Below are 23,825 nucleotides of genomic sequence, written 5' to 3'. Positions count from 1 at the left end.
TTTGAGGGAGATTACTCACCATGGCTGAGAGTCAGCATGCTGAAAAACATGGATTCCAGACAGAGGTCAAACAACTTCTGCATTTGATGATTCACTCGTTGTATTCCAACAAGGAGATTTTCCTTCGTGAACTGATTTCAAATGCCTCGGATGCGGCCGATAAGCTGCGCTTTAAGGCGTTGCAGGATAATGCGTTGTTTGAAGGCGACGGCGATCTACGCGTTCAATTGAGTGTCGATGGTGATGCGAAGACGCTGACGATTGCGGACAACGGTATTGGCATGACCCGCGACGAAGTCATGAGTAACTTGGGTACGATTGCAAAGTCGGGAACAAAAGAGTTTTTTAGTCAGCTTTCGGGTGATCAAGCAAAGGATTCACAGCTGATTGGTCAGTTCGGTGTCGGTTTCTACTCAGCATTTATTGTGGCCGATAAAGTAGTGGTGCGTACCCGTGCTGCGGGCGTGCCAGCAGACCAAGGGGTTCAGTGGGAATCGGCTGGGGATGGTGAATTTACCCTGACGCCAATTGAGAAAGCGGATCGCGGGACGGAGATTACTTTGTTCCTGCGTGATGATGCTGAAGAATTTGCTGATGCGTGGCGCTTGCGCTCTATCGTGAAAACTTACTCTGACCACCTGAGCATTCCAGTGCAAATGTGGAAGGACGAGGAAGCCGAGCGTGATGGGCCGGACGGTGAAAAAATCCCGGCGAAGCCTGCTCACTGGGAAACGGTGAATGCTGGGAAAGCGCTGTGGTTGCGCGATAAGAGCGATATCAGTGACGATGAGTATAAAGAGTTCTATAAGTCGGTGGCACATGATTTTGATGAGCCGTTGTTGTGGAGCCACAATAAGGTAGAGGGAAAGCACGAATATACGAGCTTGCTGTTTATTCCAAAGCGCGCGCCCTGGGATTTGTGGAACCGAGAGAATCAAAAAGGCATTAAGTTGTATGTTCAGCGCGTGTTCATTATGGATGATGCAGAACAGTTTATGCCGACCTATCTGCGCTTTGTGCGCGGCTTGGTGGACTCGAATGATTTGCCTCTCAATGTGTCCCGTGAGATTTTGCAAGATAACAAAGTGACGCGCGCGATGCGCAGTGCGAGTACGAAGAAGGTGCTGCAGGCATTAAGCCGTCTTGCGCAAGACGACGCGGAAAAATATCACACCTTCTGGGACAACTTCGGCAATGTGTTGAAGGAAGGCCCAGCTGAAGATCAGGCTAACATTGAGAAGATTTGTGAGTTATTGCGCTTTGCGTCGACCCATGATGACAAAGCGGAGCAACGAGTTTCGTTAGATGATTACCTCGCGCGGATGAAGGAAGGTCAGGAGACCATCTATTACATCGTGGCGGACAGCCATGATGCCGCGAAGAACAATCCTGCATTGGAAGTATTCCGCAAGAAGGGCGTTGAAGTCTTATTGCTCTCCGATCGTATCGATGAATGGTTTATGAGCCATATCGAAGATTACAAGGAGAAGAAATTCCAGTCGGTGACCCGTGGTGATCTTGATCTCGGCAAATTGGATGATGAGGCAGATAAAGAAGCGCAAGAAAAGCTGGAAAAAGATTTTCAATCGACCTGTGAGCGCTTCAGTAAGGTATTGGGTGACAAAGTGAAGAAGGTGCGGGTGACCCATCGCCTGACTGACTCCCCCGCGTGTATTGTGACGGATGATCATGATATGTCGACGCAGATGGCTAAGCTGATGGAAGCGGCTGGGCAGAAAGTGCCGGAAACCAAGTATATCTTTGAGCTGAACCCTGAGCATGCGTTGGTGCAACGGATCGCGGATGAGCAAGATGAAGGGCAGTTCGCGGAATGGGCGGAGGTTTTATTGGACCAGGCAACCTTGGCAGAACGAGGAAGTTTGAAGGATCCGGCGCAGTTTATTCGCCGTCTCAACAAACTATTACTCACGCTGAAATAGCCAGCCTAACAGGCTCTCACAGTTCCACGAGAAAGCGCAAGGTCGACGATGGTCGGCCTTGTTATTTTGAGCTTTGAAAGGTAAAGTTGGGCGCATAAAATTTTGTGGCTCATGACGATAAAAATTTAGGGGAAAAACCATGCGGATCATCCTGCTGGGGGCGCCAGGCGCAGGGAAGGGCACGCAAGCCCAATTTTTGATGAATCGATACAGCATTCCGCAGATTTCCACCGGCGACATGCTGCGTGCTGCCATTAAAGCAGGCACGGAATTGGGGAAAAAAGCGAAGGAAGTCATGGACGCAGGGCAGCTAGTGTCAGATGACATTATGATTGGCTTGGTTCAGGAGCGCATCTCGCAAAGCGACTGTGAAAATGGTTTTTTACTGGATGGATTTCCACGCACGATTCCACAAGCCGATGCCATGCAAGAAGCCGGCATTGATGTAGACTATGTGCTTGAGTTTGATGTGGCGGATGATGTCATTGTAAAGCGTATGGCTGGTCGCCGCGTTCACCCCGGTTCAGGACGGGTGTATCACATTGAACACAATCCACCGAAGCAAGATGGCAAAGATGATGTGACGGGCGAAGATCTCGTCATTCGGGACGATGATAAAGAAGCGACTGTTCGGAAGCGTTTGGCGATTTATCACGACCAAACCAAGCCGCTTGTTTCCTATTATCAGAACTTAGCCGAACAAGGCGTTGTGAAATATCACAAAGTTGACGGCACTCGGAAAGTGGAACAAGTTTCCGCGGAACTGAAGAGCCTTCTTGGTTAATCTTGGTTAATCTTGGTTATGTTTGTTTGAAGGGCTGCCTTTGGGCGGCCCTTTTCTTTAATGGAATTCACTTTTTTTGCACGTTTTCTCGTATACTGATGCGATCTGCGCACATGCAGTTAAAGGGAATCACATCACAAGAATAAGAGGCGATTATGTTACTTCCAGTCACGAGTTTATTTGCAGCGCTGCTGACGTTGCTGTTATTGGTCCTATCGGTTCGTATTATTCGCCTGCGCTGGCGCCATCGAGTGGGTATTGGCACGGGGAAAAGCGAGGAATTAGAAGTCGCGGTGCGTATTCATGGCAACTTTATTGAGTATGTTCCTTTGGCGCTCGTATTACTGGCTTTAATTGAGTTCACTGGGGCGCATCCAATGTTGATGTATGGTCTGGGTGGATTGCTATTTGTTGCCCGAATCAATCACGCGATTGGACTGACACGCTCTGTGGGGCCGACGATTTATCGGACCATTGGTGTGCTTGGTACGTTTACGATGCTTTTGATTAGTGCCGCCTACCTGTTGGGTTATGTGTTGGGCAGTCAGCTTTAACGTTATTGAGAGACATTGGTATTTCCATGCAACATGTGAGAATTCTTGCGTTCCATAGTTCGCAAAGTCACAGTGGTCAATGGCGAGCACTGCAACAGGATATTCATCATCATTGGCCTGACAGCCCACTTGAGGGGCTCGACTTGATTGGATATGGCCAAGGCCCAGTGCTGGATAAGCTTGCAGCGGACTTTCGATTTGATGATGAAATTGCTGCTTTACAGGCAACAGGGACGTTTGCCGATGACACACCGCTGGTGCTCATTGGGCACTCATACGGTGGCGCGCTGGCCTTGCGGTTAGCACGAGAGCTCGGTGACCGCGTGGTCGGTGTGATTGTCTATGAGCCAGTCGCCTTCCATGTGCTTCCCGCGGCGCATCCTGCGCGGTCTGAGATTGTCGCCATCGCGAAAACAATGGATACATCCTCTTTGTCGCAAGCTTGTGCGGCGTTCGTCGATTACTGGAATCAACCCGGCTACTTTGCCGCGCTCCCACCGCGCTTGCAGCGTGCTATGATCACACAACAGCGCAAGGTTTCCGCAGATTTTCATGCGTTATTCGATGAACCTGCACGGGCCGAGGATTATGCTGAAATAGCCTGTCCAGTGTGGCTCTTACACGGGAATCAGTCACCGCTCTCGAGTCGAACGGTTGCCGATATTTTGGCAGCACATGTACCTGTATGTCATAGGATTACTGTGGATGCGGGTCATATGGGCCCTCTTACCCATCCTGAACGCGTCAACCCACATCTTGTGCAGGCTTTACACACCTTGCTTGCTGGTCTCGATTGAGAACGATCGGAGTGATCTATGCGCCACTTGTGGCCTGAAACGAAAAAGCTTGCGTTGCTTACCGGTCCGATTTTGATCGCACAGCTCACCCAAATGTTGATGGGTGTCGTGGATACGGTCATGGCTGGCCGTGTCGGCGCAACCGATTTGGCGGCGGTCGCTGTCGGCGGTTCGATTTGGATTCCGTTGACGCTTCTCATTTTCGGGATGGGTCTCGCGCTTGCACCGGTTATTTCTCACTGTGATGGTGCAGGTGACCGGACTGAGGTAGGGCGCCATGTTCAGCAAAGCCTGTACACCTGCATTATTGCTGCTTTACTCACGGGTGCGCTGCTCTTTTTTGCCCCTTATTTTCTTGCCATGATGGATGTGGAACCCGCGTTTCGCACCATGACCTTAGATTACCTGCAATATATTATGTGGGGATTGCCGGCGTTTGTATTGTATGTGGTGCTGCGCAATTTCTGTGAGGGGCTCTCACACACTATGCCATCGCTCGTCATCGGCGTGATCGGCCTGCTCATTAATATCCCCGCCAACTATGTATTTATCTACGGAAAACTCGGTATGCCTGCGTTAGGTGGCGCGGGTGCAGGGGTTGCTTCGGCTATTGTATTGTGGGGGATGGCGCTGAGCTTATTGGTATACGTCATGTATTCAAAACGATACCGGCCAATGAAGATATTTTCACGCTGGCATCCACCGGCCTGGGATGATATTTGGCACTTTGTCCGCCTTGGTTTTCCCATTTCCATGGCGCTATTTTTTGAGACCAGTTTATTTGCTGCCGTCGCTATTTTGATCGCACCCCTCGGGGCCATCATGGTGTCTGGCCACCAAATTGCACTCAATGTTTCATCATTGGTGTATATGGTACCCCTTAGCTTGAGTATGGCGGTGACACTACGAGTTGGTTTTGCGCTGGGCGCAAAGCAAGCAGATGACGCCATGAATGCATTCAAGGTTGCGTTGCTGCTGGGTGTGAGCTTCGCAGTCGTCAATGGGCTTGGGATGTGGCTTGGTGGACGCTGGCTTGCCAGTTTATACACCGAGAATGCCGAGATCATTCAGCTTGCAGCAACGCTTCTGGGACTCGCGGCAATCTTCACCGTATCCGATACTTTTCAGGCCATTTCGATCGGGGCATTGCGCGGCTACAAAGATACCCGCGCCTCGATGATTGTAACCTTCATCGCTTATTGGCCATTTGGCTTGAGTATCGGCATCGTCTTGGGCTTAACCGATTGGATTGTCCCACGCATGGGGGCGGCGGGCTTCTGGATTGGCTTTATTTCCGGGCTCAGCGTCGCCGCGGTGCTCCTCACCATACGCTTACGCATCATCCACCGCCGCTGGGTCCAAGGGTAGCCAACGCATCGCGTTGGGTCCGAAATTGATAAATGCCGTAAGCCTTATGCCCAACGCAATGCGTTGGCTACGATCATTACCCACCCCGGGCCAAAATGCCGGTGCCGGAATAGGCACCCAACGCCGCGTTAGGGAGTCTGCGTTTGCTACGGGTTGGCGCGGCGGCTTCTGAGGACCTCGACGACGTCGCTGAGGCTTAGATTGCGGGCCTGCAGGACCACCAAGAGGTGGTAGAGCAAGTCGGCACTCTCGTTGAGTAAAGCGTCATCATCTTGTGCAACGGCAGCGAGGGCAACTTCAACGCCTTCTTCCCCGACCTTTTGCGCGCAACGGCGAATACCACTTTGCAAGAGCGATGCAGTGTAACTTTTTCCTGGCGTGCCTGCCGCAAGGGCTATTTTGCGTTCGGCAATGGTGCGCTCGAGTTCAATCAGTTCGCTCGCCACCGGTTGTGTTTCTGGAACCCAGCATGATTCGGTTCCCAAGTGACATGTGGGACCATGAGGATGTGCGAGGGCAAGGACTGCATCTCGATCACAATCGGCGGTCAGTGAAACCAAGGAAAGCGTATTGCCTGAGCTTTCGCCCTTGGTCCATAAACGTTGCTTGCTGCGGGAAAAGAACGTGACATGACCGCTTTTTAGCGTAGTTTGCAAGGCGTCTTGATTCACATACCCTTGCATAAGGAGCCGCCCGCTACTGGCATCTTGAACCATGCAGGGCAGTAGTCCGTCCATTTTTTCCCATGCGAGCTGATCGAGATTGGATGCCGTAATTTTCATGGTTGTTTCCTTTATAAATCCGTGGCGCTGGGTGATTAGGGCCGAATGCAGACCTGCGCCGCGCGCAATGCAGTTTTTAAATCAGCCATCTCAATGATGCCCTTGTGGAATACCGATGCGGCGAGCGCGCCATCGACATCTGCCTGTTGAAACACATCAATAAAGTGCTCAATTGCACCGGCACCACCCGAGGCAATAAGAGGAACGGTACACTGTTGGCGAATTGCTTTGAGCTGGGTCAGGTCGTAGCCATTTCGTACGCCATCTTGATTCATACAATTCAGAACAATTTCACCGGCTCCGCGGGCGATGACTTCCTGAACCCAATCGGCGGTTTGCCACTGAGTTTTTAACGTTCGGGTTTCATCTCCCGTGAACTGATAGACCTCATAGGTCTGTGTTTCCTGATTGTAGAAGCTATCGACACCAATCACGACACATTGTTGGCCAAACTCATCGACCAATTCATTGATCAAATCCGGGCGCCGCAAGGCCGGGGAGTTCACGGAGATTTTATCCGCACCCATGGCGAGGATCTCCCGTGCTTGCTCAATGCTTTGAATGCCTCCCGCGACGGCGAACGGAATGTTAATCACTTTTGCGACCCGGCTGACCCACGATTTATCTACGACGCGGTTGTCTGAGCTCGCAGTGATGTCGTAAAACACCAGTTCGTCCGCACCCTCAGCAGCATAGCGCGTGGCCAATGGCACGATATCACCAACCACTTCGTGATTGCGAAACTGCACGCCTTTGACGACTTGACCGTCGCGAACATCAAGGCAGGGGATTATGCGTTTTGCCAGCATTGTAACGCCTCCTGCAACGTAAATTGTCCGGTCAGTAATGCTTTTCCAAGGATGACGCTGTCGCATTGCACCGCGGCCAGCTCGGTGAGGTCGTGAAGCGCAGCTACGCCACCGGAGGCTTGCCAGATGATTTCGGGATAGGCTTGTTTGAGGTCTCGATAGAGCGCGACATTTGGGCCTTGCAAGGTACCATCTTTGCTGATGTCGGTGCACAACACGTGTTTCAGACCTCGCTGACGGTAGCCGGTCATGAGCGCATCGAGCGTGACGCTGCTCTTTTCTTGCCATCCGTGGGTGGCAAGCCAGCGCTGACCTTCTGCATCAATCATGATGTCGAGGGCGAGGACAATCGCCTCGGGGCCAAATTCGTTTAACCACGCGTAGACAGTCTCGGGATCTTGCACGGCTTTTGAGCCAATAACGGCCCGCTGCACACCGGCGTCAAATAAATCCACTAAGTCCTCACGAGTTCGAATGCCACCACCGGTTTGAATCGGCAGACCGGTCGCTTCGGTGATGGCCTTGAGCAACGGTAGCTGACGTTTTGTTACATCGCGGGCACCATCGAGATCAACCAAGTGCAGAACTTCGGCGCCGGCATCGCGGTAGCGGCATGCGACGGCCACTGGATCCGCATCGTAGGTGGTTTGTTGCTTGAAATCACCTTGATAGAGGCGGACCACTTGGCCATCAATTAGATCAAGCGCAGGAATTAACATGAGATCTCCAAGAAATTTTTGAGTACCTGAGCGCCATCGTGACCTGAACGCTCGGGGTGAAACTGGACGCCCATAAAATTCTTGTGGGCGATGGCAGCTGCAAATGGCTGCGTGTAGTCACAGGCGGCTATGGCTGAATCATTCACGGGTGCTGCGAATGAATGGACATAGTAAAACCATGGATTATTCAGTCCACGGAACAGCGGATGTTCACTCACCTGCGTTTGATTCCAACCCATATGGGGTAGGGGGTGTCGACCATCGTCGTGTAATCGCTCAATCTGAGTTGGAATGACGCCCAGGCAGGGTGTCGGTTTGTCCTGTGCGCCTTGTGACTCATGAGAGGACTCGGCCAGCATTTGCATCCCCAAACAGATCCCCAACACGGGTTGCTCGAGTTCGCGCAATACATTCACCAACTCGAGGGATTGTAACGAACGCATCGCCGCTCCAGCTGTACCTACACCGGGCAATACCACGCGCTCAGCGGCCCGAATGATTGCAGGATCGGCACTGATGGTGGCGTGCACCCCGAATCGTTGAAAAGCAAAATCAACGGAGGCAAGGTTCGCCACTCGCGTGTTTACAATCACCAGACTCATGCCAACACACCCTTACTTGAAGGCATTTCAGAGCCTTGTTTGCGGATGGCTTGGCGCAGTCCACGACCAAATACTTTAAATAGACTTTCCACTTGGTGGTGTGCATTGCCCTCGGTGGTGCTCAAGTGCAAGGAGATCTTCATGGTGTCGCATAGGCTGCGGAAAAAGTGCGGCACCATTTGGGTACCGAGCTGGCCGACTTGTTGTGCAGTAAAATCGGCATCGAACACAAGGAATGGCCGTCCGGAAATATCCAAAACACATTCTGCTCGACATTCATCCATGGGCAGGACGAAGCCAAATCGGCCAATGCCGCGCTTGTCGCCGAGCGCTTTGTGTAAGGCTTCGCCAAGCGCCAACGCTGTATCTTCGACGGTGTGGTGGTCATCAATGTGCAAGTCGCCGGTCACCCCGACCTCGAGAGAAAACCCACCGTGGGTGGCGATCTGCTCGAGCATGTGATCGAAGAAGCCGAGACCGGTATGAATTGCAATGGGGCCGGGTGCATCGAGATTTACTTTGATGTGAATATCGGTTTCTTTGGTGGTGCGTGTCACTTCGGCAACTCGAGGGGCTTGGGTGAGCGCCGCGACAATCGCTTTCCAGTTATTCTCTTTGCGATCATAGCGAATGCCTTGAATTCCCATGCTGGCAGCAAGTTGCAGGTCGGTGTCGCGATCGCCAATCACCGCCGAGCGCGTAAAATCGACACGACCCTCTTGCAAGAAGTGCTGAACCAAACCAAGCTTTGGCTTGCGACAACTGCAGTTATCTTCCTCGAAGTGTGGGCAAATCAGGATTTCATCGAACACAACGTCATGAGCTTTGAGTAAGTTGAGGATGGCTTCTTGCGGGGCATCAAAATCGGCTTGTGGAAAGCTATCCGTGCCTAAACCATCTTGATTGGACACCATAACCAATCGGTAGCCAGCCGCTTGCAACGCTTGCAGGGCATTGACGACGTAGGGCTCGTAGACGAGCTTTTCGAGGGAGTCGAGTTGTTTATCAATGGGTGGCTCTTCCACGAGCGTGCCATCCCGGTCAATAAAAAGAATTTTTTGCTGTGCCATAAAAACCTCCGGGTTAGGCGTTGTCACGAAAGGCCGCGAGGACCTCAAGTAAGCGTTCGTTTTCTTCAGGGCTGCCGACGGTGATCCGCACGCAGTGGGTAAGGCCCAGTTGAGACGATTGATTCCGAATCAAAACGCCCTCTGCTTGACAGTGCGCCATAAGGGCGTTTGCATCCGTGACCTGAAGTAAAATAAAGTTTGTCACGCTTGGGTAGACCTTCTGCACCCAAGGTAACTCTTGAAGTGAATTCATTAGACGCGTTCGTTCGGAGACCACTTCAAAGGTGTTTTGTCGTGTTGCGATGAGTTGATCAAGGGTCAAGGCCTGTCGGGCAATTTGCACACTTACGTCAGGAAGTGGGTAAGGGGCTAACACGGGGAGCAGCGCTTGTACCATATTTGGTGATGCCAAACTGAAACCCACTCGGATGCCCGCAAGGCCAAATGCTTTTGACAGCGTGCGCATGACCAGTAAGTTCTCAAATTGCTCCAAATAACGAACCATACTGGTTCGCGCTGGATCTGCAACAAACTCAATGTAAGCCTCGTCTACCACGACCAAGGCTTTGCCGCGACAGCGTTCGATCACGCTTAACATATCTTCCTCGCGCAGTGCATTGCCTAGCGGATTGGAAGGATTGCACAAAAACACCACTTTGATGGGGTTGTCTGACTGCGCGAGCGCGGCCTCAATCGCGGGTAAATCTAATTGCCAATCGTCTGCTCGTAAAGGAATGGCGACGGTCTCATTGTGATTGATCGCAGCGGAAATTCCATACATGCCATAAGTCGGTGGGCAAATCAGAATTTTATCGCGGCCCGGTTCACAAAACGTGCGAATCACCAATTCGATACTCTCATCACTGCCTCGGTGGCTTATGACTTGATCCCTGTGCAGTCCTGCATATTCCGCGTAGGCTTGGTTGAGCGCACGATTCTGAAAATCTGGATAGCGATTCAGCTCTTCGGTTTCAACACGGTACGGCCGCCCATAGGGCGATTCATTGGCGTTTAGCCAGAGATTGCCGCCGGACATGGTGCGGCGCGCCGACGCATAGGGGGTAAAATCACGTAGGTGCGGCCGCAGTAGATTTTGGATAAACGAATTTTTAGAAGATGACGTGACGCTCATGAAGGCTCCTTTTGCCCGTTGGCGGCCGAATTCAATGCAAGATCCTGCTGAAAGCGTTCGCTTTCAAGACGGAGTGATACCGCGCGCAAGTGGGCATCGAGCGATTCTTCCGCAGCAAGATCAATAATGGCCTGACCGAGATCTTGTAATCCTGCGGGTGTAACCGTTTGCAACGTATAGCGACGATAGAAATCAAGCAATCCGAGACTGCTGTAGTTGCGCGCGAAACCATACGTTGGCAGCACGTGATTGGTTCCCGTCGCATAATCACCGCCGGATTCTGGCGTGTAGTGTCCAACAAAAATGGAACCGGCTCGGGTGAGTTGCGCAAGCCAAGGTTCAGGTTCGGAAACCTGTACGCTCAAGTGCTCGGGCGCGTAAGCTTCACTGATGTTGACCGCTGTTTGCATCGAATCGGTCAAAATCAAACTACTGGCGGCCATGGCTTGGGTCGCAATGGTCTGCCGAGGAAGTGCGGCTAGCTGGATTGCAAGGGCTTGTTGTACTCCCTCAAGCAGCGCCTGTGATGGACTGACGCAAATGACCTGTGAGTCTGGTCCGTGTTCCGCTTGCGACAGTAAGTCAGCGGCCACAAACGCAGGATCCGCGGTGTCATCTGCGATCACCAGAAGCTCTGAGGGACCCGCGGGCAAATCGATGGCAGGGCCCCCGACCCGTTGGCTGACTTGCTGTTTCGCTTCAGTGACGTAGGCGTTACCGGGACCAAAGATTTTATCGACCGCGGGGATGGTTTCGGTCCCGAGCGCAAGCGCAGCAATTGCTTGGGCGCCACCACCGAGATAGACCGCTAAGATACCACAGCGAAGGGCTGCGTAGCAGATGGCTGGGGTTAGCTCACCCTCCGCATTGGGCGGGCTGATCAAAACCCGGGTGGGGCAGTTCGCAAGTTGTGCCGGAACGCCCAGCATCAGCACGGTGCTGGGAAGACTCGCGCTGCCTCCGGGAATATATAGACCGACCGATTGCAATGGTGCAAAACGCTGTTCGCAGATGACGCCTGGCATGGTGGTCACTTGGATATTCTGCGGCTGCTGAGCCGTATGAAACGTGCGAATATTCGTGTACGCGATATCAATTGCACGCTTTACCGCGTCCGGTGTCTGCTCGGCCAGCGCTTGCACACGTGCCATCGGCAGCTCAGGGCGCGTGAGGGTAACGCCATCAAACCGTGCGGTGAGCTCGAGGAAGGCTTGGTCTCCCTGCTCAGCAATGGCGTCAATAATGCTCGCCACCTGGGTCTTCAGTGTTCCACTGACCGCTTGAACTGGACGTTCGAGCGCTTGCTGCTGCGCTTCTGGCGTCATTTCAGACCAACGAATAATCGCTTGCATGTGGTTACCCCATCATCTTTTCGATTGGCATCACGAGGATTGAACTGCAGCCCAAGGCTTTGAGCTTCTCCATGGTTTCCCAGAACAGATTTTCGGTACTCACCACGTGGACAGCCACTTGCTCGTCGGTGTGACTGAGCGGCAGAATTGTTGGACGTTCTGCTCCCGGCAGAATTGCTTCTACTTCCGTCAAGCGGTCTTTTGGTGCGTGCAGCATGATGTACTTACTTTCTTTGGCCAGTTGCACACCATCAAGCCGCGTGAGCAGCTTTGACACCAGTGCTTGTTTCTCATCGGAGAGCGATTCGCCCCGTTGAATCAGCTGAACTTGCGAGCGGAAGATGACTTCCTGTTCAACGAGTCCATTGGCCTCGAGCGTCGCACCGGTCGACACGAGATCGCAAATTGCATCGGCAAGCCCCGCGCGGGGGGCGACTTCGACGGAGCCGGTTAACATGACCGTTCGGGCTTTTACGCCTTGCTCCTGCAAAAAGCGTTCAAGAAGCCGCGGATACGTGGTGGCAATCTTTTTGCCATCCAAACTTGCGAGCCCCTGGTAGGTCTCCTCTTTGGGAACCGCAACACTCAAGCGGCAGAAACCAAAATCCAAGCGACGGAGGGATTGATAGGTGTTCGGTTGTTGCTTCAGTGTTCGTTCAATTTGCTCTTCTTCGAGCACGTTTTCGCCAACCAAACCTAAATCGACGACGCCATCCATGACCAATCCCGGAATGTCATCATCGCGCACCCGCAATAAATCGATCGGGTGGCTCGTGCTGTGGGCCATCAAGCGCGCTTCGTGTAAATTAAACTTGACCCCGCAGGCCTCGAGAAGCTTGATCGACTCCTTGCTGAGTCGGCCGGATTTTTGGACGGCGATGGTTAAACGTTCACTGCGCATTGGGTTCATTCCTGTTGGTTATGCGAATCCTATCGATTCAAAATGTTGGGTTCATCTGATTGATGTGCGATGAACCATAAAAAAAGCCCCGGTAAGGTACGCTTCCGGGGCTTTTTTCGATTGCTTTTGGAAGGTACCGGTGAACACGGCGACCTCCCTGCGTACTAAGGCCGCTCAGTGGGGATGGTGATGATGATGCACAACAGACACGCCTCGCACGGAGGTGCGATTCGGTGCAGTGTTAAAGTTGTATAGATAAATCATCATCTGAGCCTTAATAAACTAGGTTCTACCTAAAAGTTGTATGGATTTTAACAGCGCTCCCATAAATTGCAAGCGCTTTGTGTTGGGTTTCGTTTCTTTCCCGATCGTTGCCGCTCTACAGCTGTTTCGGCAACAGCAGAGTAAAGGTTGTCCCTTTACCAGGCGTCGAGGTGACTGAAATATCCCCTTTTAACTTCTGTCGTACGAGGTTGTATACAATCGGCATCCCAAGCCCCGTGCCGCCGGCGTTGCGTTTTGTCGTAAAGAATGGGTCGAAGATGCGGTTTAAGATATCTGCTTCCATCCCGGCCCCGTTGTCCGTGAAAGTAAGGCGGACCTGATGGCCTGCGATACTCTCCGCTTGTAGTTTGAGGTGGCCGCCCGGTTCGGTAAACGCATGACGAATCGCATTCGTCACTAAATTGGTAATGATTTGCGCCATGGCTCCGGGAATGGTGGTCATCTTTATTTCATCTGGGATCGCGATGTCATATTCGATCCCTGCCCGTCGAAGTTCAATAGAGAGCGTCGACATGACCTCCTCGAGATAGACTTTTAAGTCGATTTCTCGCTGCTCCGCGACCATTTGATCGACGGCGATCTGCTTAAAGTTGGTGATCAGTGCACCCACTCGGGTCAGATTCTTTTGCGTTAAGGAGAGCGACTCACTTGCCCGTTCGATAAAGCCCTTGAGGCTCTCACGGGAGAGTTTGCCTTGTTCAAGGTTCTCGTCCAGAACATGTAACCGGTCATGCACCATGGATGTCGCGGTGATCGCGACTCCAAGGGGCGTATTGACCTCATGGGCTACACCAGCCACTAGGTTCCCGAGGGCTGCCATTTTTTCTGACTCGACCAGTTTATCCTGGGCTTCATGCAGTTCCTCAAGGGTTTGTCGAAGCTGGTCTGCTTGACGACGACTGCGGAAGAACAAAATCACAGTGGTCAGGAGGAACACCAAGACAAACAGGAAGACGACGCCAATGGTCCAAAGGTAGACCCGCTGACGGTCAATGGTGCGCTCCCGAGATTCTAGGAGTTCTTGTTGCTCGACCAAGGCCGCACGTTGATCACGTAGTTGTTGTTGTTGCGCCGCTAACACCGTTCGGTTGGTTGCAATGCGCTCCGCAAGTTCATCACTCTCCACTTGCTTTTGCCGAAGTTGAAACTCTTTTTGGCGCAGCTGTTGTTGTTGCTCAAGCAGCGCCCGTTCACTTTGAGAGAGGGTCCGTTGAATTTCTTGCAGCTGGGTTTCTCGTTCTAACAGCAATTGACGCTGCTCATCCAGTTCGGCAAGGAGTTCTTGTAAGGCGGATTGCTGTGATTCCATGACCTGTTGTTTGTCTTCGAGCGTGCCCTGTTGTGCGCGCAGGACCGAATCGCGCTCCCGGACCGTTTGCTCCAGAATATCGATGCGATTGAGCAGCTGATTGTTTTGTTGGCGCAGATTCTCAAGTTCGGCCGACAGGGCATTTCGTTCACGTTGCGTTTCTGCGAGTGCAATTTGTGTCCGGCGCAGTTGGACCGCTGACTCTAATTCGCTGCCGCGCAATACCAGGAGATCATTGGAGGCTCGGAGTCCTGATTCGTTAATGCGATCGGGGTTGACTTGGAATGCGAGGCGGCTTGGTGATGGTGCAATCAAGTTAATCATCATGTCTTCACGGACTTGATTGTGCTCGGTGATCACCAGAAGGGGTCGAATTCGTGCTGTGTTGAACACTGCATTTAGTTGATTACTTGCGTTCGGGGCCACGTAGACAAGATCGATGCCGGTCAGTTGTGAAGCGCGCGATAATGAGCGGACTTCCAAGCGCATGTCACGGACCTCGCTCAGAGGAGCGCGAGCTAACTCTTCATAGACTTCGGACGTACCCAAGACTCCAATAACCAAGGTGTTTCGAGCACTTTCATTCGGCCAGGTCACATATTGTGTCACACTCGTGAGATACGCAGCGCGTAGCTCCTCCGGCGTAAAGTTTTCGCGGCTTTGAGCATGAAATGGAACAACAAATAGCAGCAGACCCCAGACGAGCAAGGTGCTAAATAAATTGCGCAGAGAGAGAGGTGCAGCGCACTTACGCATAAACCGAGGCCTCATTCTATTCGGTTTCCCACCGGACTTGTGAAATAATGCCCACAGCATATCGCAAAGGATGGATGGATGTCAGAGGTTCGTGCAATTTTTGCGCCAGGTGGCGCATTAAGCCAGTCATTACCCGGATTTCAGCCCCGACCCGCCCAGCAGGAAATGGCTGCAGCTATTGCAGACCTGAAGAAAGCAGGGGCGCAACTGGTGGTGGAGGCCGAGACCGGAACGGGGAAGACGTTTGCCTATCTGGCTCCCGCTTTATTGAAGGGCGGGAAAGTGATTCTCTCCACGGGGACCCGTAATTTGCAGGAGCAGCTTTTTCATCGTGACCTGCCTCGTTTAAGAGAAGCGCTCGCCCCACAATCGGTTGCTGCATTGTTGAAAGGCCGCTCAAACTACCTCTGTATTCAGCGGATGGAGCAATCGGTCCGGCATCCGGTTGATGCCGATGAGGCCCTCCTCGATCAATTGCAGACCGTTCGCGATTGGGCAAACCGAACGAAGACTGGGGATCTTGGTGAATTAACGGCCTTGCCGGAGGATGCACCGGTCCTACCACGCGTCACCAGTACTATTGATAATTGTCTCGGTCGCGAGTGTCCGCATTACGAAGATTGTTACCTCGTGCAAGCACGTAAAGATGCGCTGGAAGCCGATATCGTGGTGGTGAATCATCATCTGTTTTGTGCGGACTTAGTCCTCAAAGATACTGGGTTTGGTGAATTGATTCCGGCCGCTGATTTAATTGTGTTTGATGAGGCGCATCAACTGCCTGATATTGCTAGTCAATATTTCAGTGATACGGTCTCGACGCGGCAGGTGATTGATTGGTGCAAAGACATTCAATTGATTGTGAAGACGAGCGTGCGTGATGCCCGCTCCTTGAGCCAAATGGCCGATCAGGTCGAGCGGGGCGCTCGCGATTTGCGTTTAAGTTTCGCGCTTGACCCTGAACGGGGAAATTGGCGTCAGGCTCTGGATAACGATGGGATTGCGAAAGCGGCGAGCCGCCTTGGCGATTTGCTCTCCCGAGCCCATGCCATGTGCAAACCTCTGATTGGTCGCGATAAAGAGCTAGACCTTGGTTTCGAGCGCCTTGAGCTGATTCGAAAACGCTGGGAATTGCTCCAGAATACCCAAGTGACGGGCTACAGCTATTGGTACGAGAGCACTGCACGACATGTCAGCATTCATCGGACGCCATTGTCGGTCGCTGAACCGTTCGGACGCCAGCTGGCCGCTCAAGAGGCGAAGTGGGTCTTTACATCGGCAACGCTGACCGTCAATGGTGATTTTCGATATTTCAATGAGCGTTTGGGATTAGCCCCCGAGCGCACGCTGATTCTCGACAGCCCATTTAATTTTAAGCAACAAGCGATGCTTTGTTTGCCCCGTTATCTTCCAGAACCCCATGAGCGAGGTATGCCCCACGCGCTCGCCGATATCGTGCGGCAAGTGGTCGCGCATAACACAGGTGGAACCTTTGTCTTGTTCACCAGTCATCGCATGCTGCAACTGGTGGCAACCATTCTCCGGGATGAATTAAGTCGACCGGTGCTGGTGCAAGGGCAAACCGCCAAGCGTGAGCTGCTCAATCAATTTGTTGAAGCAGGGAATGCGGTGTTGTTTGGAACCAGCTCGTTTTGGGAAGGGGTGGATGTCCGTGGCGATGCGTTACGTTGCGTTATTATTGATAAATTGCCGTTTAGCTCACCGGACGAACCACTCCTTCAAGCTCGTGTGGAAGATGCAAAGTTACGAGGGATGGACCCGTTTGCGACGATCCAGATCCCGCAAGCGGTTATTACCATGAAACAAGGCGCTGGACGGTTAGTCCGCGACGTGCACGATCACGGCGTATTGATCATCTGCGACAACCGACTCGTCACGCGAGGCTATGGTTCGACATTCTTGGCCAGTTTGCCACCGATGCAACGCACCCGTTCTCTCACCAAAGCGCTGACATTTCTTGCAACCGCGCAAGAATCCGAAGTCAAGGATGAGATTGCTGCCGTTGAATCAAGCTCGCCATCTGAGTGAAAAGTCCGGATAATAGCGGTGGAACCCTTTGTTTTGGTAAATGACAGGTAAAGAAAGGATCTATTGATGTCGAACATGACCCATCCTATTCCAACAATTCTTGCGATTGATAGCGCAACTGAGTTTTGCTCGGTGGCATTGAGCTGTGCGGATGGGGTTTTTGAGCGAGGACAAGAAGCCCCGAGACAGCACGCGGACTTGCTCCTACCGTACGTGCAGTCCGTTTTGGATGAGGCGGGGCTGACCTTGCAGGACGTGGATGCTATCGCGGTTGGAAGTGGGCCGGGTAGTTTTACTGGCGTGCGGATTGCCGCGGGTATTGCCCAGGGGTTAGCGTTTAGTCAATCAATCCCGATGATTCCCGTATCGAGTTTGGTTGCGATGGCGCAACAAGCCGTTCGGCTGCATGATGCAAGCCATGTGCTTGCCGCCATTGACGCTCGAATGGGGGAAGTTTATTGGGGAACCCTTGAACGGGTTGACGGTCTGATGCGTATACAAGGAAAAGCAGTTGTGTGCGCTCCCTCGGAGGTAACAGTGCCCTCGGTGGATGAACTAACTGACCTAACCTGGACCACGGTTGGAACGGGTTTTGAGACCTACGGAGATGTGCTGATAGAGCATCTTCCTCACGTCAGGTTACAGCGCGCCGTAGATGTTCGTTTCCCGCACGCGCTCGATATGCTGCCGGTGGCTTTCGATGCATGGGCTCGCGGGGAAACGGTGACTGCAGATCAATTTGATGTGGAATATGTCCGCAATGAGGTGACTTGGCAAAAGCTGCCAGGCCGATAAGGGCAACTGGATGGCCCATGCTGTTGAGGTAAACACCATGAAGATGTATCAGAAAGTCTTACTGACCCTCGGGCTCGCCGTGTTTTTGAGCGGTTGCGCTGCGCGCTTGCCAGAGCCTATCCGCGGGGATGGAACGGAGACGACAACCTATCGTAGCGTAATTGAAGCGGGAGAGGATTCTGTCGGAACGCCTGTGCGTTGGGGCGGCGTGATTGCGCAAGTGCACAATCGTCAAGATCACTCTGAGGTTGAGGTGGTGTACTTTGACTTGCGTGGCACTGGCCGCCCACTGGTGACTAACAACACGCCGGGTCGGTTTCGATTTGTGGTTGCGGGGTTCGCAGATCCCGAAGTTTACCGTGTGGGTCGTGAGGTGACGGTACTTGGCGATGTGCAAGGTTTTCGTGAAGACTTAATTGGGGAATATGTTTTTGAGTTCCCGATGGTCACGGCCCGGGGCCTCCAGCTCTGGCGCGAAGATCCGCAACGGATTGAAGTATGGCATCGTGATCCGTTCTCGCCATGGTATCGCCATTACTTGTACGGAACGGGTCCTTACCGCTATCATCCCTATTACTTCCCCTACGGAACGCGCGTGATTCAGCCTGCGCCTTCGCGTTCGACGCAGCAAGCACCGCAGCAGCGTCAGCGCCAACCAGAGCAAGGTGGCAGTCAGCGTATCCGTCCGACGCGGGAAAATCGTATTCAGTGATTGTTTACAATGACCGTCTTTAATAATGGAGAATGAATTCTTGCAGGAATTCGAATTAGAAACGGGATCAACCAAAAAACAAATAATCGCCGGTCTTCGCACCGGCGATTTTGCGTTTCAATCCTCGGCACAGCAGCCACTCACCCTCTGTTTGCATGGGTGGCTTGATAATGCCGCCAGTTTCACACCACTCTTGGCGCACTGGCCATCACAGCGTCATCTCGCTGCACTTGATTTCCCGGGACATGGGCGGTCATTTCACCGATCCGAAGGGGCTTGGTATTATTTTACCGAGTATGTGGCGGATCTCGTCGCTTTGTTTGAGCATCACGACTTGCAGCATGTCCACTTGGTCGGTCACAGTATGGGTGGATTTGTCGGACAAGTTGTTGCGGCGGTGGTGCCGGAGCGTGTCGCCCGTTTGACCCTGATTGAGGCCTTCGGGTTGTGGGTAAAACGTGATGGCGAGTGGGTGACACAGCTCAAAAATGCGCTGACTGAACGCAGAAAGCTTGCACAAAAGCGACCACCTGTATACTCAGACAAAGAGCGATTGATTCGGCTTCGGGCGGAAACGAGCAATCTAAATCCGGATCTGGCGCGTTTTATAGTCGAACGAAATTTGCGCGAAGTGCCTGGTGGTTACACTTGGACGGTGGACCCTCGGGTGCGGTTACCTTCGCTATTTCGTTTCAGTGCGTCCCATGCACACGAACTCTTATCGACCATTCGATGTCCGGTCGATGTGGTGCTCGGTGATTGCGGAACGCCAGAAATTTTACAGGCACTTGATGCCTGGGGAGCAACGGTCGCACAAAAAACGGTCTATACGCTCAAAGGGGGGCACCACGTGCATATGGAGCAGCCTGAGGAAGTTGTGCGAATATTGACCGGAAATGCACAAATGGGCGGATCAGTGCTAGGATCAACTGGTCCGATATGAGAGTATGAAGTGTTTTCATAAAGAATAATATCTAATTCAGGAGCATTCACGGTGGAAAAGATTTGGCTGAAACGCTACCCGAAAGGCGTCCCTACAGAAATCAATCCGGATCATTATCCTTCGTTAATTGAAATCTTCGAAGAGAGCGTCAAGAAGTACGCGAATAACGTTGCATTTCACAACATGGATAAAGACATCACTTATGCTGAGCTTGATAAGCTGACCGAACAATTCGCCGCATATTTGCAAAGCCTGGGCCTTAAGAAAGGGGATCCCGTTGCGATTATGATGCCGAACTTATTGCAGTACCCGGTCGCATTATTCGGGATTCTCCGGGCGGGCATGGTCGTGGTGAACGTTAATCCATTGTATACCGCGCGGGAGCTGAAACATCAGCTGACCGATTCCGGTACCAAAGCGATTGTGATTCTGAAGAACTTCGCTCATACCCTCGAGAAAATTAGCAAAGACGTGTCCCTCGACAAGGTCATCTTGACTGGAATCGGCGATATGCTGCCCGTTCCCAAGCGTTGGATCGTTAATCTAGTGGTTAAGCATGTCAAGAAAATGGTTCCAGCGTACAGCTTGGATAACACCATTGAATTTAACGACGTATTGGCTGCTGGCGCGAAAGTTTCGTATACCCGCCCACAAGACATGAGCGGTGACGATCTTGCGTTCCTGCAATACACTGGGGGTACGACCGGTGTTTCGAAAGGCGCTATGCTGACACACCGTAATATGGTGGCCAACCTCGACCAGATCTCCGCGTTTATTTTGCCGCGTTTGAGTGACGGTAAAGAAGTCGTGATTACCGCATTGCCGCTCTATCACATCTTCGCATTGACAGCGAACTGCTTGGCTTTCTTGAAGTTTGGTGGGAAAAACATCTTAATCACCAATCCGCGGGACATGCCTGCTTTTGTCAAAGAACTCAGCAAGCATCAATTCACCATGATCTCAGGTGTGAACACCCTGTTCAACGGTTTGCTGAACACGCCTGGATTTAAAGACTTGGACTTCAGTCATTTGAAGATCGCGCTCGGTGGTGGCATGGCTGTTCAACGAGCGGTCGCTGAGAACTGGGAGAAAGTGACCGGTTCTGCGTTGCTTGAAGGCTATGGTCTGACCGAATGTTCGCCGGTTGTCACGGCGAATCCGTTTGATATTGAGCACTACACAGGGTCTATCGGAATTCCTTTGCCGTCCACTGACGTGAAAATTGTCGATGAGGATGGGAATGAGGTTCCTCAAGGTGAAACCGGTGAAATTTGGACCAAGGGTCCGCAAGTCATGGCGGGTTACCTCGGACGTCCTGAAGCGACTGCAGAGGCCATCAAAGATGGGTGGTTCGCGACCGGAGACATGGGAACCGTTGACGAGCATGGATTCTTCCGGATCGTTGACCGGAAAAAAGATATGATTTTGGTCTCTGGATTTAACGTCTATCCAAATGAGATTGAAGATGTGGTGGCAAGCCATCCAAAAGTGCTGGAAGTCGCGGCCGTGGGTGTGCCACATGAGGCATCGGGTGAAGTTGTGAAGATTGTCGTCGTGAAGAAAGACGATTCTCTCACGGAGAAAGAAATTATCGATTATTGTCGTGAAAACTTAACGGCGTACAAGGTACCGAAGCTCGTTGATTTCCGGGATGAACTTCCGAAAACCAATGTCGGTAAAATTTTACGACGCGAGTTGCGAGACGAATGATCGAACCGATCACCTATCAAATGATCAACGCCACCGGGGAACTGGTGGCGTTTTGCGATCAGGCCCGGACGCAAGGTTGGATTGCGTTGGATACCGAGTTTGTTCGTACACGTACCCTGTACGCAGAACTTGGCCTCGTCCAAGCGAAAGCGGGTGACTCACTAATTCTTATTGACCCATTAAACGGGGTTGATTTAGCCCCATTGTGGGCGCTTTTGCGAGATCCTCATGTACTCACGGTGGTTCATGCTGGGGGAGAAGATCTCGAGATCTTGCATCAGAAGCAGGGAACACCCGCCACGTTGTTTGACACGCAGATTGCCTATGCGTTTCTTACGGATGGCAGCCAGATTGGTTACGCGGGGCTCGTCGAACAGATGTTGCAGGTCACCGTGGATAAGAGCCAGTCAAGGACCGATTGGCTGCAGCGACCTCTGACTCAAGCTCAGTTAACCTATGCGGCAGCCGATGTCGCCTATTTGTCAGAAATTTACCCACGTCTTCGTTCGCAAGCCGTCGCAGAAGGCAAAGAAGCGCTGATCATGGCCGAATGTGCGGAACAAATTGAACGCCGTGGTCGAGAGCTTCCTGCCGCGTTGGCATGGCGTGATATTGGCGGTCTATCATTATTAGACGGACCTGGAAGGGCAGTACTGAAGGCATTGGCCGAGTGGCGATTAAAAACCGCACGTGAGAAAAATGTTGCGCTTCCTTTTATCGCCAAGGATCACATCCTCGTTGAAATAGCGCGCACGCAACCGAGTTCTCGCTATGCGCTGTCGACTATAGATGACTTACATCCGATGGCGCTGCGTCGTTATGCGGATGCCATTTTAGACTGTGTCGAGCGCGGACTGGCGATGTCGGTGGATGAGCAACCGGAGCCGATTCCTCGCTATGATCAAGATGGGGATTATAAGCGTTATTTTAAAGCGGCGAAGGCAGCATTGAAGGAAATCGGTGAGTCGCAAGGCATTCCAGTGTCTTTGCTTGGTTCGCGTAAACAGTTGAATGATGTCTATGTGTGGGAGCGCTTCTTGCGCCCAAGCACACGAGCCGGATTACCGGCACCGGATCTCTACTCAGGTTGGCGCGGCACTTTGGTCCGCGATGCCCTTAAACGATTGATTCAGACGTCTCAGAAAACGTGAGAAAACCTATGTTGTGCCGTGTACTTAAATCAAAGAAGAAGGCCGATACCTATTTGTACTTGCCTTTAACCACTCCGCTCAGTGATCTCCCAGCCCCATTACAGACGCTTTTTTCGCCGGAACAAGAGGCCTTGCGACTCAATGTCACTGCGGAAAGACAGTTTGCGCGTTTAAGCGGTGTAAAGTTACTGGCAGCGCTTGAAAACGAGGGGTACTATCTTCAGGTACCGCCGCCACCCGAGAACCTGTTAGACGGACTGCGGTCAGATAAAACATAACAACATCAGAGGGGGCTATTCCTGATGCGCGAGCTTTTCACTTCCTTTCAACGCGCTTGTCTTCGGACCTGTGTGATTCTCACAACCACGTTCGGATTGGTCTTCGCAGCGCACGCTGTTGATCCCGATGGATTTCCAGCCTACGTAGAAACGCTCAAAGCGGAAGCACGAGAGCATGGAATTTCGGAAGAAGCCATTGAGCGCGCGTTTGCAGATATTCGCTTCTATGAGCGTGCCGTGAGTGCAGACCGGAACCAACCGGAATTCACAATCACGCTCGATACCTATCTCCCTCGCGCAGTTCCGGACTGGAAAGTGCAGCAAGGCATTCGCAAATATGAAGAGCACCGGGAGCTCCTGGAAGAGATTGGCGAGAAATTTGGCGTCCAACCTCGATTCATTGTGGCGTTGTGGGGAATTGAGACCAATTATGGTGGCTTTACCGGAAACTTCCGCGTGGTATCGGCATTGGCAACGCTTGCCTACGAAGGGCGCCGAGAAGCATTTTTTAAGCGTCAACTGATGCAGGCTCTCGAAATTATTGATGCGGGGCATATCGAGCCCGAGCAAATGCGTGGTTCATGGGCTGGTGCGATGGGTCAAACCCAATTTATGCCAAGCTCATTTTTAAGCTATGCGGTGGATTTTGATGGTGACGGAAAAATTGATATTTGGAACAGTTTTCCGGACGTGTTTGCCTCTGCTGCGAACTATCTTTCACAAGTGGGCTGGGATGACAGTAAAACCTGGGGACGGCAAGTTCGGATTCCAGAGGACTTTGACACCAGTGTCGCCGGTTTAAGCACAAAAAAATCACTGTCTGAATGGCAGGCACTCGGGGTGCGTCGCTTCGACGGAACCGATCTCCCGACCCGTGACATTGAGGCATCGTTGATTATCCCTGATGATCAAACGGGTCGCATTTATCTGGCGTACCACAACTGGGATGTGTTGATGCGTTGGAATCGCTCAAATTACTTTGTTGTGGCCGTCGGGCATTTAGCAGACCGTATCCAAATGGGACGCTGAT

General features: G+C 52.2%; 22 protein-coding genes. 13 read left to right on the top strand and 9 right to left on the bottom strand.

Going from position 1 to position 23,825, the window contains the following annotated elements; genetic code table 11:
* Positions 1-20 precede the first annotated feature (20 nt).
* The 5 genes from htpG (at position 21) to CWE11_RS04855 (ending at position 5,443) form a co-directional block, all read left to right on the top strand.
* Complete coding sequence (gene htpG, locus CWE11_RS04875) at positions 21-1,940, top strand: molecular chaperone HtpG (RefSeq protein WP_126776470.1); 1,920 nt, start codon at positions 21-23, stop codon at positions 1,938-1,940.
* A gap of 139 nt (positions 1,941-2,079) precedes the next feature.
* Entirely contained in the window at positions 2,080-2,724 is a 645-nt protein-coding gene (gene adk, locus CWE11_RS04870) for an adenylate kinase (RefSeq protein ID WP_126776469.1), read from the top strand.
* A gap of 155 nt (positions 2,725-2,879) precedes the next feature.
* A complete protein-coding gene (locus CWE11_RS04865; RefSeq protein WP_126776468.1) occupies positions 2,880-3,278 on the top strand; it encodes an MAPEG family protein in 399 nt (132 codons plus the stop codon).
* 26 nt (positions 3,279-3,304) lie between these two features.
* Positions 3,305-4,075 (top strand): alpha/beta fold hydrolase, encoded by a 771-nt coding sequence (locus tag CWE11_RS04860; protein ID WP_126776467.1) that lies wholly within the window; start codon positions 3,305-3,307, stop codon positions 4,073-4,075.
* Between the two features lie 18 nt (positions 4,076-4,093).
* Positions 4,094-5,443, top strand: a complete 1,350-nt coding sequence (locus CWE11_RS04855) for an MATE family efflux transporter (protein ID WP_126776466.1) — start codon at positions 4,094-4,096, stop codon at positions 5,441-5,443.
* 146 nt (positions 5,444-5,589) lie between these two features.
* Here the strand turns inward: CWE11_RS04855 and hisIE are convergent, their stop codons facing one another.
* The 9 genes from hisIE to CWE11_RS04810 form a co-directional block, all read right to left on the bottom strand.
* Positions 5,590-6,225 carry a bifunctional phosphoribosyl-AMP cyclohydrolase/phosphoribosyl-ATP diphosphatase HisIE gene (gene hisIE / locus CWE11_RS04850; RefSeq protein ID WP_126776465.1) on the bottom strand — a complete coding sequence of 212 codons (636 nt, stop codon included), beginning with the start codon at positions 6,223-6,225 and terminating at the stop codon, positions 5,590-5,592.
* A gap of 35 nt (positions 6,226-6,260) precedes the next feature.
* Complete coding sequence (hisF, locus tag CWE11_RS04845; protein WP_126776464.1) at positions 6,261-7,034, bottom strand: imidazole glycerol phosphate synthase subunit HisF; 774 nt, start codon at positions 7,032-7,034, stop codon at positions 6,261-6,263.
* Complete coding sequence (gene hisA, locus CWE11_RS04840) at positions 7,016-7,753, bottom strand: 1-(5-phosphoribosyl)-5-[(5-phosphoribosylamino)methylideneamino]imidazole-4-carboxamide isomerase (RefSeq protein WP_126776463.1); 738 nt, start codon at positions 7,751-7,753, stop codon at positions 7,016-7,018. The genes hisF and hisA overlap by 19 nt, the downstream gene beginning before the upstream one ends.
* Positions 7,747-8,355 carry an imidazole glycerol phosphate synthase subunit HisH gene (gene hisH, locus CWE11_RS04835; RefSeq protein ID WP_126776462.1) on the bottom strand — a complete coding sequence of 203 codons (609 nt, stop codon included), beginning with the start codon at positions 8,353-8,355 and terminating at the stop codon, positions 7,747-7,749. The genes hisA and hisH overlap by 7 nt, the downstream gene beginning before the upstream one ends.
* On the bottom strand, positions 8,352-9,425 hold the full coding sequence (gene hisB, locus CWE11_RS04830) for a bifunctional histidinol-phosphatase/imidazoleglycerol-phosphate dehydratase HisB (protein WP_126776461.1): 1,074 nt from the start codon (positions 9,423-9,425) through the stop codon (positions 8,352-8,354). The genes hisH and hisB overlap by 4 nt, the downstream gene beginning before the upstream one ends.
* 13 nt (positions 9,426-9,438) lie before the next feature.
* Positions 9,439-10,557, bottom strand: coding sequence for a histidinol-phosphate transaminase (hisC, locus tag CWE11_RS04825; RefSeq protein ID WP_126776460.1), 1,119 nt, complete (start codon positions 10,555-10,557; stop codon positions 9,439-9,441).
* Complete coding sequence (gene hisD, locus CWE11_RS04820; protein WP_126776459.1) at positions 10,554-11,909, bottom strand: histidinol dehydrogenase; 1,356 nt, start codon at positions 11,907-11,909, stop codon at positions 10,554-10,556. Before hisD ends, hisC begins: the two co-directional genes overlap by 4 nt.
* A 4-nt stretch (positions 11,910-11,913) precedes the next feature.
* Positions 11,914-12,810: an ATP phosphoribosyltransferase gene (gene hisG / locus CWE11_RS04815; protein WP_126776458.1), complete on the bottom strand. Its 897-nt coding sequence runs from the start codon at positions 12,808-12,810 to the stop codon at positions 11,914-11,916.
* A gap of 379 nt (positions 12,811-13,189) precedes the next feature.
* On the bottom strand, positions 13,190-15,160 hold the full coding sequence (locus CWE11_RS04810; RefSeq protein WP_198675595.1) for a YfiR/HmsC family protein: 1,971 nt from the start codon (positions 15,158-15,160) through the stop codon (positions 13,190-13,192).
* 78 nt (positions 15,161-15,238) lie between these two features.
* Here CWE11_RS04810 and CWE11_RS04805 point away from each other — a divergent pair, with 78 nt between their 5' ends.
* From CWE11_RS04805 to CWE11_RS04770, 8 genes are all read left to right on the top strand, one after another.
* Entirely contained in the window at positions 15,239-17,206 is a 1,968-nt protein-coding gene (locus CWE11_RS04805; RefSeq protein ID WP_126776456.1) for a DNA repair helicase YoaA, read from the top strand.
* A 66-nt stretch (positions 17,207-17,272) separates the two neighbouring features.
* Positions 17,273-18,001 (top strand): tRNA (adenosine(37)-N6)-threonylcarbamoyltransferase complex dimerization subunit type 1 TsaB, encoded by a 729-nt coding sequence (gene tsaB, locus CWE11_RS04800; protein WP_198675594.1) that lies wholly within the window; start codon positions 17,273-17,275, stop codon positions 17,999-18,001.
* Between the two features lie 37 nt (positions 18,002-18,038).
* Entirely contained in the window at positions 18,039-18,713 is a 675-nt protein-coding gene (locus CWE11_RS04795; protein ID WP_157981288.1) for a Slp family lipoprotein, read from the top strand.
* 40 nt (positions 18,714-18,753) lie between these two features.
* On the top strand, positions 18,754-19,656 hold the full coding sequence (locus tag CWE11_RS04790) for an alpha/beta fold hydrolase (protein WP_206750179.1): 903 nt from the start codon (positions 18,754-18,756) through the stop codon (positions 19,654-19,656).
* A gap of 51 nt (positions 19,657-19,707) precedes the next feature.
* The gene (gene fadD, locus CWE11_RS04785; protein ID WP_126776453.1) at positions 19,708-21,366 is read left to right on the top strand and encodes a long-chain-fatty-acid--CoA ligase FadD; all 1,659 of its coding nucleotides are present in this window, start codon (positions 19,708-19,710) and stop codon (positions 21,364-21,366) included.
* Positions 21,363-22,517, top strand: coding sequence for a ribonuclease D (gene rnd / locus CWE11_RS04780; protein WP_126776452.1), 1,155 nt, complete (start codon positions 21,363-21,365; stop codon positions 22,515-22,517). Before fadD ends, rnd begins: the two co-directional genes overlap by 4 nt.
* Positions 22,518-22,525: 8 nt before the next feature.
* Entirely contained in the window at positions 22,526-22,795 is a 270-nt protein-coding gene (locus CWE11_RS04775) for a YcgL domain-containing protein (protein ID WP_126776451.1), read from the top strand.
* A 24-nt stretch (positions 22,796-22,819) separates the two neighbouring features.
* Positions 22,820-23,824 (top strand): lytic murein transglycosylase, encoded by a 1,005-nt coding sequence (locus CWE11_RS04770; RefSeq protein WP_126776450.1) that lies wholly within the window; start codon positions 22,820-22,822, stop codon positions 23,822-23,824.
* Position 23,825 lies beyond the last annotated feature (1 nt).

Source organism: Aliidiomarina sanyensis, from assembly GCF_003987175.1.
GTDB lineage: Bacteria > Pseudomonadota > Gammaproteobacteria > Enterobacterales > Alteromonadaceae > Aliidiomarina > Aliidiomarina sanyensis.
Note: the sequence above shows the minus strand (reverse complement) of the source record. Positions and strands in the feature narration are given on the sequence as shown.

Bases quoted from the DNA above. Each gene is read 5' to 3' on its own strand.
- htpG (WP_126776470.1), top strand. From the start codon at position 21: ATGGCTGAGAGTCAGCATGCTGAAAAACATGGATTCCAGACAGAGGTC.
- adk (WP_126776469.1), top strand. From the start codon at position 2,080: ATGCGGATCATCCTGCTGGGGGCGCCAGGCGCAGGGAAGGGCACGCAA.
- CWE11_RS04865 (WP_126776468.1), top strand. From the start codon at position 2,880: ATGTTACTTCCAGTCACGAGTTTATTTGCAGCGCTGCTGACGTTGCTG.
- CWE11_RS04860 (WP_126776467.1), top strand. From the start codon at position 3,305: ATGCAACATGTGAGAATTCTTGCGTTCCATAGTTCGCAAAGTCACAGT.
- CWE11_RS04855 (WP_126776466.1), top strand. From the start codon at position 4,094: ATGCGCCACTTGTGGCCTGAAACGAAAAAGCTTGCGTTGCTTACCGGT.
- hisIE (WP_126776465.1), bottom strand. From the start codon at position 6,225: ATGAAAATTACGGCATCCAATCTCGATCAGCTCGCATGGGAAAAAATG.
- hisF (WP_126776464.1), bottom strand. From the start codon at position 7,034: ATGCTGGCAAAACGCATAATCCCCTGCCTTGATGTTCGCGACGGTCAA.
- hisA (WP_126776463.1), bottom strand. From the start codon at position 7,753: ATGTTAATTCCTGCGCTTGATCTAATTGATGGCCAAGTGGTCCGCCTC.
- hisH (WP_126776462.1), bottom strand. From the start codon at position 8,355: ATGAGTCTGGTGATTGTAAACACGCGAGTGGCGAACCTTGCCTCCGTT.
- hisB (WP_126776461.1), bottom strand. From the start codon at position 9,425: ATGGCACAGCAAAAAATTCTTTTTATTGACCGGGATGGCACGCTCGTG.
- hisC (WP_126776460.1), bottom strand. From the start codon at position 10,557: ATGAGCGTCACGTCATCTTCTAAAAATTCGTTTATCCAAAATCTACTG.
- hisD (WP_126776459.1), bottom strand. From the start codon at position 11,909: ATGCAAGCGATTATTCGTTGGTCTGAAATGACGCCAGAAGCGCAGCAG.
- hisG (WP_126776458.1), bottom strand. From the start codon at position 12,810: ATGCGCAGTGAACGTTTAACCATCGCCGTCCAAAAATCCGGCCGACTC.
- CWE11_RS04810 (WP_198675595.1), bottom strand. From the start codon at position 15,160: ATGCGTAAGTGCGCTGCACCTCTCTCTCTGCGCAATTTATTTAGCACC.
- CWE11_RS04805 (WP_126776456.1), top strand. From the start codon at position 15,239: ATGTCAGAGGTTCGTGCAATTTTTGCGCCAGGTGGCGCATTAAGCCAG.
- tsaB (WP_198675594.1), top strand. From the start codon at position 17,273: ATGTCGAACATGACCCATCCTATTCCAACAATTCTTGCGATTGATAGC.
- CWE11_RS04795 (WP_157981288.1), top strand. From the start codon at position 18,039: ATGAAGATGTATCAGAAAGTCTTACTGACCCTCGGGCTCGCCGTGTTT.
- rnd (WP_126776452.1), top strand. From the start codon at position 21,363: ATGATCGAACCGATCACCTATCAAATGATCAACGCCACCGGGGAACTG.
- CWE11_RS04775 (WP_126776451.1), top strand. From the start codon at position 22,526: ATGTTGTGCCGTGTACTTAAATCAAAGAAGAAGGCCGATACCTATTTG.
- CWE11_RS04770 (WP_126776450.1), top strand. From the start codon at position 22,820: ATGCGCGAGCTTTTCACTTCCTTTCAACGCGCTTGTCTTCGGACCTGT.